Annotated in this window: 11 protein-coding genes; 2 read left to right on the top strand and 9 right to left on the bottom strand. The window is 36.8% G+C overall.

Going from position 1 to position 13290, the window contains the following annotated elements; genetic code table 11:
* Nucleotides 1-28 precede the first annotated feature (28 nt).
* The gene (locus KYG33_RS16190; RefSeq protein WP_077413468.1) at nucleotides 29-1054 is read right to left on the bottom strand and encodes an aminoglycoside phosphotransferase family protein; all 1026 of its coding nucleotides are present in this window, start codon (nucleotides 1052-1054) and stop codon (nucleotides 29-31) included.
* A 240-nt stretch (nucleotides 1055-1294) separates the two neighbouring features.
* On the opposite strand from KYG33_RS16190, the gene xrtF reads away from it, so the two are divergent.
* A complete protein-coding gene (gene xrtF / locus KYG33_RS16195; RefSeq protein ID WP_077413469.1) occupies nucleotides 1295-1825 on the top strand; it encodes an exosortase family protein XrtF in 531 nt (176 codons plus the stop codon).
* Nucleotides 1812-2249, top strand: a complete 438-nt coding sequence (locus KYG33_RS16200) for an exosortase F system-associated membrane protein (protein WP_077413470.1) — start codon at nucleotides 1812-1814, stop codon at nucleotides 2247-2249. The genes xrtF and KYG33_RS16200 overlap by 14 nt, the downstream gene beginning before the upstream one ends.
* A gap of 10 nt (nucleotides 2250-2259) precedes the next feature.
* Here KYG33_RS16200 and KYG33_RS16205 read toward each other — a convergent pair whose 3' ends face one another.
* The 8 genes from KYG33_RS16205 to KYG33_RS16240 form a co-directional block, all read right to left on the bottom strand.
* Entirely contained in the window at nucleotides 2260-3258 is a 999-nt protein-coding gene (locus tag KYG33_RS16205) for a cation diffusion facilitator family transporter (protein ID WP_180564978.1), read from the bottom strand.
* A 57-nt stretch (nucleotides 3259-3315) separates the two neighbouring features.
* Complete coding sequence (locus KYG33_RS16210) at nucleotides 3316-4308, bottom strand: aspartate-semialdehyde dehydrogenase (protein ID WP_219072069.1); 993 nt, start codon at nucleotides 4306-4308, stop codon at nucleotides 3316-3318.
* A gap of 67 nt (nucleotides 4309-4375) precedes the next feature.
* Nucleotides 4376-4816, bottom strand: a complete 441-nt coding sequence (locus tag KYG33_RS16215) for a hypothetical protein (protein WP_180564979.1) — start codon at nucleotides 4814-4816, stop codon at nucleotides 4376-4378.
* Nucleotides 4817-4902: 86 nt separating this feature from the next.
* Nucleotides 4903-7491: a TonB-dependent receptor gene (locus KYG33_RS16220; RefSeq protein WP_219072070.1), complete on the bottom strand. Its 2589-nt coding sequence runs from the start codon at nucleotides 7489-7491 to the stop codon at nucleotides 4903-4905.
* A gap of 208 nt (nucleotides 7492-7699) precedes the next feature.
* A complete protein-coding gene (gene nadC / locus KYG33_RS16225) occupies nucleotides 7700-8560 on the bottom strand; it encodes a carboxylating nicotinate-nucleotide diphosphorylase (protein ID WP_077413475.1) in 861 nt (286 codons plus the stop codon).
* 12 nt (nucleotides 8561-8572) lie between these two features.
* Complete coding sequence (gene nadB / locus KYG33_RS16230; protein ID WP_077413476.1) at nucleotides 8573-10144, bottom strand: L-aspartate oxidase; 1572 nt, start codon at nucleotides 10142-10144, stop codon at nucleotides 8573-8575.
* Nucleotides 10145-10177: 33 nt separating this feature from the next.
* Complete coding sequence (locus KYG33_RS16235; RefSeq protein WP_047380324.1) at nucleotides 10178-10804, bottom strand: NAD(P)H-dependent oxidoreductase; 627 nt, start codon at nucleotides 10802-10804, stop codon at nucleotides 10178-10180.
* 121 nt (nucleotides 10805-10925) lie between these two features.
* Nucleotides 10926-13184, bottom strand: coding sequence for a gliding motility-associated C-terminal domain-containing protein (locus KYG33_RS16240; protein ID WP_077413477.1), 2259 nt, complete (start codon nucleotides 13182-13184; stop codon nucleotides 10926-10928).
* Nucleotides 13185-13290 lie beyond the last annotated feature (106 nt).

Consider the following 13290-nt stretch of genomic DNA (forward strand, 5'->3'; position numbering starts at 1 on the left):
TTAATATTCTTAATGACTTAAAGGTTTCTTAATGGTTTAAATTTATAATTTCCTCAATTTTTTGCTTTGCTCTGTCTGATGTCAGCTGCTGAATTACTTTTTCCAGTTCCGGGTAATTTTTCATTTGCTCCCATGAGTTAGCAAATTGTGTAATATTCTGAATTCCTTTTTCAAGGCTGGCCATAAAATGCTGCTTTCTCTGAATCAAACCACGGAATCCATAAGCTCCCAAAACCTGTAGAAATCTCATCATCTGAATAGGCATCACCGCATCTTTTAGTTGAATTCTTGTTTCAGGATTTTCAAACTGCTGAATATAAAATTCCAGCATTTCCTGTTTGAAGTCTTCGGTGAAGTTGGCTTTGGCCTGAAAAAGAAAAGAGATGACGTCGTACATTAGCGGGCCCTTCATTGCAGACTGGTAATCGATGAAAGAAACTTCATTCTTCTCATTTACCATGATATTTCTTGCCTGGAAGTCTCGGATCATGATTCCTTTAGGCTCAATGTTTTCAATGAGTAAAGCAATCTTTTTGAATTCCTTTAAAAGTGTTGATTTGTTGTATTCAAGCTCCAGGACATCTGCTGCAAAGTTTTTAAAATAATAAAGATCATGAATCACAGGAAGTTCATCATAACTTTCGTATTCAAAGGTTTTTGAAAAATCAATTTTCCCCAGTGTCTGTGTCTGCATTTGGAAAAGCCTTTCTAATGTCTGCTGTACCAAAGATCTTACAATAGAAGATTGCTGTTCTTTGGTAATGATCTCCGAAAGGGTGTACTGTCCCAAAAATTCCTGGATGTACATTTTTCTGTCATCAGAAACAGCAAGAATAGAAGGGGTATTGAGTTTCAAATTTGAAAATACCTCGGAATAGTAAAGAAAACTTTCATTTTCCTGGATATTTTCATTATAGGTGATGATGTATTTTTCAGTGCCGGCAGTGGCCAGGAAATTTACCCTCGCAGAGCCGCTTTGAGCTAATGTGACGAATTCGGAAGATTTTTTACCCAAATGGTTTTCAAAAAATCGTTTTGCGTTTTCAGAAGTCATAATATGGAAACAAATATACTAAATTAACATGAGTTGGGAATTATAGTTTAAAGAAGTGAGAATGTGAAAGGAAGAGACCGCTATAATGAAGGAATAAAAGAAGAGTTGAATATTTATTTTACTGCATGTTTTAAAGAAAATTTTTCAGTATTATACACACAATCGCAGGATTTGATTGGTGTTTTTTAAGTTTCTTGATTCAAATTCAGGATATTACAGGCTAATTTTTATCTTTGCAGAATGCTGAAAGACTTTAAACCTGTTTTAGGTATCTTATTGCGTTTCATTATTATTTACCTGGTACTGCTTTTTGCTTATCAGTTCTATCTGAATAGCGGTAAAGATTCCGGGTTGGATTCTTTTTCAAGAATAATTGCCAATCAGGTGGCTGCCCTGCAGAATACCATAGGGTATCCTACGGAACTTTATGATGATGTAAAGAATGAGCAGGTTTGGTTTTATGTAAAACAACGGTATGAGACGAGAATGGTGGAAGGCTGTAATGCTGTTTCTGTTATCATTCTGTTTGTTTCTTTCGTTTTTGCTTTTTATAAAGGAATGAAAACCTTTGTCTTTGTTGGGGCAGGGTTGATTATCCTGTACATCATGAATCTTCTGAGAATTGTAGGATTGAATATCGTCATGACAGATCATAAGGAATACGGTAAAATGTTCCATGATTTTATTTTTCCTGCCATTATTTATGGAACTGTCGTTGTACTTTGGCTGGTCTGGATTAAATTTTTTGCTTTAAAACATGAAAATTCTTAGTTGGCTTCTGGTTATCACAGGAATCTGTGGATTGATAGGGGTAAGGATTCTGGAGAATACTCTTTTTTATGATCCTTTCCTTGATTACTTTCATGAGGCGAATAAAAATATTGAATTCCCTGCATTTGAATGGGGAAGACTGATTGGGGGACATTTATTTAGATTTGTTTTAAATCTTTTGTTTTCCTGTCTGATCATTTATGGTTTCTTTAAAAACAAACAATGGACATTGCAGGGTGCCGTAATGATGGTTATTGTGTTTATGATCTCTCTTCCGATTTACTTGTACTGTATTCATGATAAATTCGAAATTGGATATCTTTTTTCTTTTTATATGAGAAGATTTGTGATCCAGCCATTGATTATACTGCTGATTGTCCCAATGTTTTATTACAGAAAGCAGATGATGAAAGAGGGTAGATAAGTGAATTTATCTATTCTATGGTATGTTTATCTACACTCGTTACATTTTCAGGAGTCCATTCTACCCGTTTGATAAAATCTTTTTCGCGGACAGGACAGTCTTTAATCTGGCATACCGGGCATGAAATCGGTTTGCAATCATCCATATGGAAATTGAACTCAATACTGCGTTTCATGTTTTTGGCAAGAAGGATAATTACCTTTTCCATTTCGCTATGAGCATCACGAAGGTCATAATACCAGGGAAGTGTAATATGGGCATCAATATGCAGTGAAGAACCGAATTGCTGTATTTTCATATTGTGTACATCAATCCATTCTATTTGTCTGTTTCCTTCAAGAATTCTGATGACCTGATTTAATATTTCAGGATCCTGCTCATCCATAATACCACTTAAAGATTTTCGGACGATTTTATAGCCTACAAAGATGATATAAAGCCCAAAGCTTAATGCTACTGCAGAATCCAGCCAATAAATTTTGGTGAAGTAAACAATAATTAAACTGACAACTACTCCAAGAGTGGTAATGGTATCGGACTGAAGGTGTTTTCCAGATGAGACAAGCACCAGAGAGTTTTCTCTTTCTCCTTTTTTTATAGAAATATATCCCAATAGATAATTGATAATTGCCGTGGCAGCAATAATCCATATCCCAAGATCTATTTTGCTCAGAGTTTTTCCTACAATAAGGCTGTGAACTCCCTCGTAGATAATCATGACGCCGGCAATAGCAATAAGAGCTCCTTCAATACCGGAAGTTACAAATTCTACTTTTCCGTGACCGTATGGATGGTCCTCATCCTTAGGCTTGGCCGCAAGGTGAAGGGAATAAAGTCCCATGAATGCACTAATGACATTGACAATACTTTCCATGGCGTCGGAAAATACAGCATCGGAATTGGTGAGTTTCCAGGCAATAATCTTTCCGATAAAAAGGATAACTCCAAACACTGCAATAAGTTTTTGGAATCCTATTTTCTCTTTGTGGGTATTTTTCTGGGTGTTCATATAGAGTTTGATAAAAAAAAGAATCTCAATTTTGAGACTCTTTTTTATTTTGTTAGTTTATACTAAGTTGTTTGCTACAAGGTATTCTGCAATTTGTACAGCGTTTGTTGCTGCTCCTTTCCTCAGATTGTCAGCTACGATCCAGAGGTTGAGTGTTTTGGGCTGTGACAGATCTCTTCTGATTCTTCCTACGAAGACTTCATCTTTTCCTTCCGAATATAAAGGCATCGGGTAGTGGTTGTTTTTCACATCATCCATTACAATGACACCAGGAGTTTCGGATAAGATTTTTCTTACTTCATCCAGTTCAAATTCATTTTCGAATTCAATATTTACACTTTCAGAATGTCCTCCCTGAACCGGAACTCTTACAGCGGTTGCTGTCAAATTGAAGGTATCATCTCCTAAGATCTTCTTAGGTTCCTTCATCAGTTTGATCTCTTCTTTCGTGTAGTCATCATCAGAAAATACATCACAGTGTGGCAATGCATTTTTGAATATCTGATAAGGATATACTTTTTCGATAGAATCATCTCCGCTGATTTCACCGTTTAATTGGTCTACAGCAGCTTTCCCTGTTCCTGTTACAGATTGGTAGGTAGAAACAATTACTCTTTTTAAATCATATTTTTTGTTCAAAGGTCCTAGAACCATTACCAATTGAATGGTAGAACAGTTTGGATTTGCAATGATTTTGTCTTCTTTTGTCAAAACATCAGCATTGATTTCAGGAACGACCAATTTTTTATCAGGGTCCATTCTCCATGCTGAAGAATTATCAATTACTGTGATTCCTGCTTCTGCAAATAAAGGAGCGAATTCAAGAGAGGTAGAACCACCCGCAGAGAAGATTGCAATATCCGGTTTGGCAGCTATAGCGTCCTTCATGCTTACGATGGTAAATTCCTTCTGTTTATACTTCACCTTCTTGCCTACAGATCTTTCGGATGCTACCGGGATTAATTCTGTTACAGGGAAGTTTCTCTCCTCCAAAACTTTAAGCATAACTTGTCCAACCATTCCTGTTGAACCTACTACAGCTATTTTCATTGATTTAATTAAAAATTTAAGATTAAACTATTTATAAATTATAACACATATAATTTCTTTATCTTTTTTAAGCCCCAAAGACTCTTAGCCAAGGGAACGCGAATGCAAATAAACCTGCTGCAATCAGCCCCATAAACACTACTCCTAAAGAAATAGTATCATTGGATTTTACTTTTTTGTTGACAATAGTCATCAAAACTGCTGCAATTAACATCGAGAACGGATGCTCCACAAATGTTTGTCTGCTGTAAGGATCTTTCATTAATGTCCCTGCATCTAAAGCAGCCTTGAAGCCTGGAGAAAATATGAATAACAAGCATATTCCTAATAAAAACTGAACGTGGAAGAAAATCATTGTGAAGAGCGTCGTCTTCTTCAAAAATTTGTTCACTTTTCCACTGAAGCCAAACATGGTAGCTAAAAGTGCAATGATAAATAATGCAACTAAAAGAAGCTCTAAATAACCGAATCCTTTGTGTGCACTAAGAAAAATCTTGTAAAAATCCATAATCCTATTTTTTTGTACACAAAGATAACAAAAATCCCGGCTCAAAGCCGGGATTGATATTTATAAAATCTAATATTGTGATATTATTAGAAGTTGAATGATAATGTAGTAGACCAAGTTCTTCCAAATCCGAAGAATACTCTGTTTGTAGGATCAAGTCCTTTGTAAAGGGTAGCTTGGTAAGCATCATATTTCTGTTGGGCAGTTGTTGTAACTCCACCAGTTGTTGTGGTAGTAAAGTCACCAAGCTCTTTAGTTTTGATGTTAGTTGCCCCATCCTGAATATAAGTTGTATCAAATAGGTTGTATACGTTTACACCAAGAGTGAAATATTGACTTTGGTTTTTTAATTTAATCTTATAAGATGCACCTATGTTGAATAAATTAAAGTCAGGTAATTTTAGAGCTTCATTTCCTGGTTTAATGAAGTCATTCATATTCATTGCTGAATAAATTCTTCCTACATATTGCCAATTACCATAGATTCTAAGATCTGTAACCGGAGTTACTGTAAATCCTAATGAAGATGTAGTCTGTGGAACACTGTTGTTTGTTCCTCCTACATTTACTTTATCTAAATAAAGGGTAGATGTATTAGATCCGTCTGTTAGGATAGGAGTGTTGTCATCCTGGAAGTTTGATCCTGTTGCGTTTCCTTTATATTTGTAATCTCCCCAAGAGAACATACCTTGAAGCTCTAAGAATCTGTTTACTCTGTAAGTAGCTTCAGCTTCTACTCCTTGGTGAAGTTGAGTGATTCCACTAATTTCAGAATATCCTCTGATACCGTTTCCAAAGTCTACACCTCCTCTTCTGAACCATCTGTCTTTCCACTCAGTTCTGTATAAGTTAACTTTCGCATTGAAATTAGCTGTTTTGAATCCGTAACCTAGTTCAACAGAGAAGATTTTCTCGTTAGTTAAGTTAGGGTTTACAACTTGTTGGTTACTTGGGTATACTGCACTCATCAAAGGTTGTTTGCTATAATAACCGATATTAGCGAAAACGTTATTGTTAGCATCAATGTTGTAGTTAGCACCTCCCTTAATGTTATAACCAAAAAGGTTTTTAAACCCAGTTTTTCTTTCTACAGCCTGGCCTTGTTGAATAGTTCCTGGCTTTGTAAAGTCATCAATTCTTTGATAACCTTGGTTAGAAACTGAACCTTGTGCATATACTGTTAGTTTTTCAGTAGAATATTCTACCTGACCAAAACCACTGTACCATAGTACTTCACCATCATTACTGAAAGCTAATCTGTCTTCCATTGGTGCATTTGATCCACCAAAAGGATTCCAGTTTAGTTTTTGATAATCATAAGTGTTACGAACTATGTTATTTGTAGGTAAATTTTTGTTTGTATTATCTGTGTAACCAGAAGCACCATAAAGATCAGAAAGTACTTGGTAGTGATATCCGTAGTAGTATCTGTCATCAGTACCTATAGAGAAGTTCCAGTTATCGTTAATTTTGTGTTGGAAGTTCATCAAAATTCCATACCAGTTGTGAGAGTTTACACTTGAGCTACGTACTAAAGTGTTTCCTGCTACACCTATAGTTGGAGTTACAGCTGCATTGGCTGCAAAAATTGAATTATAGTTATAATGCCCTTCTGAGTCAATGAAACTTGGATCTGTAATAGATTTGTTACCAACTCTACCTAGATTTCTTGCTCCACCACCACGTCCGTTTGACATATAAGCAACCGTACTTAAAGTAGATTTGTCACTGATAGTCCAATCCCAGTTCAACATCATTACAGGCTTGGAATAGTAGTTCATAGCATTAGCTATGTTAGTTCTTCTTCCATCTGCTGATGTATAATATCCATAATCAGAGTTATATTGTCTATATGGCGTTCCATCATTATCAGGATTATACTTGATATAATTACCAATAGTTGGAGCGTAAGATCTTTGATCATGCCATTGAGGAGAAGACGTCATCATAAACTGTAAGTTATGCTTTGCACTTGGCTGATAACCTAAAGCAAAGAAATAAGTATATGATTCGTAATCTGTATTTTGTACGTAAGTTCCTCCAGCCTGTCTAGCCATCAAGAATGATGCTGCCCAACCATTTTCAGATTTCCCCGTATTGTAAGCAAAAGATGTTTTTAAGAAATCATTATTACCGATACCTAATCTAACTGCTCCACCTTGTTTCATGTCTGCAGAACGAGTAATGAAGTTCATTGTCCCTCCTACAGAAGCAATAGCTAATTTAGAAGAACCAAGCCCTCTTTGTACCTGCATAGTACTAGTTACGTCAGATAAACCTGTCCAGTTTGACATGTATACGGTTCCTCCCTCCATGTCATTAACAGGCATACCGTTTACCATTACTGCAATGTTTCTTGATTCAAAACCACGCATAGTGATCTGAGAATCTCCAAAACCTCCACCACCTTTTGTAGCATATACAGATGGAGTAGTGTTTAACATTTCTACAAGCTCTTGATTTCCTTGTCTCTCAAGAATTTGTGCTGCTTTAATTGTAGAAACAGCTACTGGTGTTTTTCTATCTTTAGCGATATCTGTAACACCTTTAAGTATTACCTCGTCAATATCTTTAGATTTAGCTTTCGCTGTGTCCTGAACTTGTTGAGCGTAATAAACACTAGCTGTAGATAATGTAATAACCGCAGTTAGTATCGATTTGTTGATTAATTTCATAATCGTTAGTAATAGTTAGATTTAATTTTCTGCAAAATTCGCAAAATAAAATTTAACTATTATTAACTCAATGTTAATTTTTAATCAGTCTTAATAATGTTAATGTGTTAAAAATCAGTATTATGGCTAAAAATTGAATTTTTATATGAAAAAAGTCATGTTATTGAATTTCTAACAAAGTGGGGGTGTTTTTGTTAAAAATTCAACGCTATTTCACTGCTTTGAGACTCAAATCTATATTCTCAGCAGAGTGTGTAAGGGCTCCTACAGAAATAAATGTAACCCCTGTTGAAGCAATTTCTTTAAGCATATCACGGGTAATTCCGCCTGAAGCTTCAGACTCACATGAGCCGTTGATCATTTTTACCGCCTGCTTCATGGTATTTACATCCATATTATCAAGCATGATTCTGTCAACCTTTGCATTGATGGCTTCGCGAACTTCTTCAAGGTTTCTTGTTTCAACCTCTATTTTTAACTTTTTTTTGTTCTTTTTAACGTAATCCTTGGCCATTGCCACTGCATTGGTGATGCTTCCATTGTAGTCGATATGGTTGTCTTTCAGCATAATCATGTCATAAAGACCATATCTGTGATTGGTTCCTCCACCTATCGCAACCGCCCATTTTTCACACATTCTGAAGTTAGGAGTTGTTTTTCTTGTATCTAAAAGTTTGGTTTTTGTACCTACTAATCTTGAGTCCCAGTCGTGGGTAAGCGTAGCAATACCGCTCATTCTCTGCATACAGTTAAGAACGAATCTTTCAGTGGAAAGAATAGATCTTGCACTTCCTGTTACCATAAGTGCTACATCTCCAAATTTACAAGGAGCTCCGTCTTTAATGAAAACTTCCACTTTCAGATTTTTGTCAAAAGTCTTGAAAATGATTTCTGCTAGCTCAACACCTGCAAGAATACAGTTCTGTTTTACTAAAAGCTTAGCACTTTGCACAAGATCCTTTGGAATGGTAGACAAGGTAGAGTGGTCTCCATCCTGAATATCTTCTTCAAGAGCGTTTTTTATAAATGACTTTAATGCTTTATCTGTTACGTATGCTGGTCTTTTCATTTTGTGATGCTTTTAGGCTAAATCTTTATTATAGAATGCCCCCTTATTCTCCGTCATTTCCATAGACTGGGTAATGATGAGGTAGGCAACGGTTGTTAAGTTTCTTAATTCTGATAATTGAGGAGAAAGGATAGAGTAGTGGTAAATTTCATCCACGGCAGCAGCAATTTCCTGATGTTTCTGGAGTGCCATATTCAGACGTTTGTTACTTCTTACAATACCTACCAGGTCGCTCATCATTTCCTGAAGCTGCTTTCTGAGATAGCTTACGATTACCATTTCGTCCATGATTTTCATTCCTTCTTCATTCCATTCCGGAACGGCTTTCAGATCATCAAAGTTGAAACTGTTTTCATTCAGAAGTTCTACGGTTTTCATGGCAGCATTGTGCCCGAAAACCAAGCCTTCAAGTAATGAATTGGAAGCAAGTCTGTTGGCTCCGTGAAGTCCTGAGTTGGTACATTCACCCACAGCAAAAAGATTTCTGATAGAGGACTGTCCGTCTCTGTCAACTTCAATACCTCCCATTAAATAATGGCAGGCCGGTACAACGGGAATTAATTGAGTGAAGGGATCAATTCCTTCGTTTCTGCATTTTTTATAAATATTAGGGAAATGTTCTAAGAATTTTTCATGGTTCATTTCCTTACAGTCTAAACCAACAAATTCGTCTCCGGTAATTTTCATTTCGGCGTCGATGGCTCTTGCAACGATATCTCTAGATGCTAGTTCTTCACGTTCATCATACTTATGCATGAATTTTTCGCCCCTTTTGGTTCTTAATTTCGCTCCGTCTCCACGAACTGCTTCCGAAATTAGAAACAACATTCCGTCCATTTTGCTGTACAGAGCTGTTGGGTGAAACTGATAATACTGCATATTGGAAACCTTTCCTTTCGCGCGGGCTACAAAAGCAATTCCGTCTCCTGTAGCAATGGTGGGGTTGGTAGTGTTTTTATAAACATGTCCTGCACCTCCTGTTGCAACCAGTGTTATTTTAGAAGTAATTTTTTTGATAGTCTTGGACTTTTCATCCAGAATATATGCTCCATAGCAATGAATATCTCCTTCGTTGAGTTCTTTTCCGGGAACATGGTGTTGTGTAATGATATCAATTACATAATGATGGTCAAGAATTTCAATATTTGGGCTGTTATTGGCTGTTTCCAGCAAAGCTCTTTCAATTTCAAAACCTGTAATATCTTTGTGGTGTACGATTCTGTTTTCAGTATGGCCTCCTTCTCTTCCTAAAGCGAATTTGCCGTTCTTCATGTCAAATTGGGCCCCCCATTCTACAATTTCTTTAAATCTTTTTGGAGCTTCCGTAACGACCATTTCTACGACATCGCGTTTGTTCTCACCGTCTCCGGCGCGCATAGTGTCTTCAATATGTTTGCTGAAATTATCATTTTTAGAATCTGTAACTACAGCCAGACCGCCTTGTGCATATTTGGTATTGCTTTCGTCTTCGTCAGATTTGGTTACGATAATGATTTTGGCATCAGGGAGCTGTTCAGAAACTTTAATGGCATAGGAAAGTCCGGAAATGCCGGAACCGATTACTAATACATCCGCTTTTATCATATGCTTGCTTTAGGTACAATCGCTTTAGAACGATTAAATAAATTTAAACAATTTTTCGTTTGGTTTCCTTACTTTTTTCATGTGCTGAAAATGGTCTTCTTCAGAACGGTAGCCTAAAGCGAGGGTAACGGTTACTTTTTCTGTTTCGGGATTGATATTCAGAATTTCTTCTATAAGATCCTGGCGGAAACCTTCCATAGGGCAGGAGTCTATATTTTCAATAGCGGCGGCATACATAAGATTGGCCAATACTATATAGGATTGTTTTTCTGCCCAGTTGAAGATTTCATCCTCTGTTTTCTGGGTGATGTGCTGATTTATACTGTTTCTGAAAGGATCCAGTTTTTCAACAGGAGTATCTCTTACTTCAGAAATATGATTAAAATATCCCCGGATATAGTTCTCTTCAATAATTTTCTTTGAAATAATAACGATAAGATGAGAACAGGTGGAAATCTGAGAAGGATTATAGAAAGCCGGAATCAGTTTCTGCTTCATTTCTTCACTCTCAACAATCACAATTTTATAGGGCTGAAGTCCCAGAGAACTGGCAGACAGCTTTCCTGACTCAAGAATATTGTGAAGGGTTTCCTGAGGAATAATCTGATGATTGAATTTTTTTACAGAATATCTTCTGCTTAAAGCTTCCAAATAATTCATAGGACAAATTTAAGAATTGAATATGAATAAAGAGTCTTTAAAATGAAATATCTCCGCCCTGTTAATACAAAAAATCACCCTGGCTGGCAGGGTGATTCTTTTGATGTGATGGAAAGTGTAATTATTCTCTGTTTTTTACAACAATCCAACCTGAGAATTTTATCGGAGTACTGTTTTTATTATTTTCATTCCATGAAACAGAATACCAGTAATTTCCTGTAGGAACTTTTTTACTTCCATTAGTGGTACCTGCCCATTTGTAGCCATTGGTTTTATCGGCCTGGAACATTTTGTAGCCATATCTGTCGAAGATGCCTATTTCCAGATTCTGTTTATTGGCAAGTGCAGAATAATCAACAAAATCATTAATACCGTCATCGTTAGGAGTGATCACGTTGATCAGATTAGGTACTGTAATATTAACTTCAACAGGAGTACAATTATAACCGTCTCTTACGAATATTGTAGCCTCACCTCTGGCAATATTGGTAAAGATATTGGAATCCTGCCAGTTGATATTATCCATAGAATACTGGTAAGGTGGAGTTCCGCCATTGGCATACACTGTCACTGTGCTTCCTGAAATATCTACAGTAGTAACAACAGGATTATCGGAAGGATATACTGTCACTTTTTGTGTTGCAATACAATCTCCGGTTTTAAGTTTTACCCAATAAGTACCTACTCCCACATTTTTGATAGATTGAGTGGTCGCTCCCGTGCTCCATTCATAGCTTTTGAAACCAGCTCCTGCATCTAATGTGGTTGTATTTTCTATACAAATAGTCTGATCAAGTAAAGTTCTTGAGAAAACTGGAGGGATGACCGTTAATGTAACTTTAGCAATTGAATAACATCCGTTTGCGCCAAATACTTTAATGTAAATGACTCCGTTCGGAGCAATGTATGCCGCCGGGGTAGAGATTGCATTAGTTCCACTGATTGCATCTGCTAATGATGGGTAATATTCTTTTGTAAGTCCGCCTTGGGAAACGATGGCTCCTGTAAGATTAAAAGAGGCCATAGATGGATTGGTTTCTATAAAGCAGGATTTTATTTCGGTATCGTTGACAACCACAACAGGGTAAATGTTCAGCGTAACTTTAGCTGTACTTACACAACCCTGGGGAGTTGTTACCCTTACATATAGTGTAGCTGCTGCAGAAGCATAAGCTGAAGGGTTTGTAATTTTGTTGGTGTCATTATTAAGATCATATAATGTAGGATAGAATTCCTTTGTAACTCCGGCAACAGTTGTTACAGCAGCAGAATTAAGATCAAAGGTCGCTGTTCCGGCATTGTTGTTATTGCATCCGGAAAGGGTAGCGTCAGTTGCTGCAAAAGGAGTAGGATTAAGCTGAATAACACCGTCACCATTATCACAAAGAGTGGAAGTAGGGTCTTTTATAACAACCTTGATGGTGGTATTTCCTGAATATTGGAAACTTGCAGGATTGGCAATAGGTGTAGAGCTTCCCAATACATAATAACTGAAAAGATAGTTTCCGGGATTATTCACAAATTGAGAGTTGAAAGAAGTAAGATCTACTACACCATTTCCGGTAGCGGGATTTGTACATACGAAAGGAGTTACCGTATTGCTTAAAATAGGAACTTTATCTACATATACTTTAACGTCTTTAATAGAATGTCTCGCGCTGGCACCTCCGGTTGCTGCAGAGAAACCAAAATATCCCTGTGACATTCCTACCGCACCTCCAGAAGGAGCAAAAGACTGATCTACGATAAGCACACCGTTGATTCTTACTTTGATGATCCAGTTTGTTGGGTTGGTAAGGTCTGTTTCTCCGTTTACTTCAACATGTCTGTAAGTATCTCCTACAAACGGTTGAGTAGCGATAAGATCAGGAGAATGGTATGTACTTCCAGGAGTAGTGTTGAATTCAATATTGTTACCAGCTGTATTATTGGTGCCATAAAGAATATGAACTTTACTCATCTGACCTTCCGTAGTGTTATTGAAAATATCAAAACCAACCATTAGCCCTGAAGCATTCGCCGGGATACCAAGTCCTCCTCCTGAAACGAATCCTGTGGGTGGATTGGCAAGATACCAGAAGGTAAAGCCATCTCCTTTTCCAAACTGAGTAGTTCCATTTCCGTCAATTCTGAAATCAAATTCCACTTTCCATTTATCACAATAGCTCAGGGTGATAGGTGTGGATAATTTTACAGCTCCATATCTGCTGGTCTGATCGGTTGTAAGCCTTACAAAGTCTCCGCTTACTACAGCATCAGAGACAAGGTCCCAGCCTGTTGTATTTACGGGATTTCCGGTAAGTTGGTAGGTTTGCGAAAATAGGCTTCCCGGCAAGCATAATAAGATAGTCAGTACAAAAATGAGTATATCTTTTTTCATAGTGGATGGATTGTGATGTTATATTTTTTCTTAGAAATAAAATTGTTTTTTTAATGTTTGAATTGATCATGAAACAATATCTGATCCCAATCTCTGATTAAGCAGG

The organism is Chryseobacterium sp. D764 (assembly GCF_019317325.1).
Taxonomy (GTDB): domain Bacteria; phylum Bacteroidota; class Bacteroidia; order Flavobacteriales; family Weeksellaceae; genus Chryseobacterium.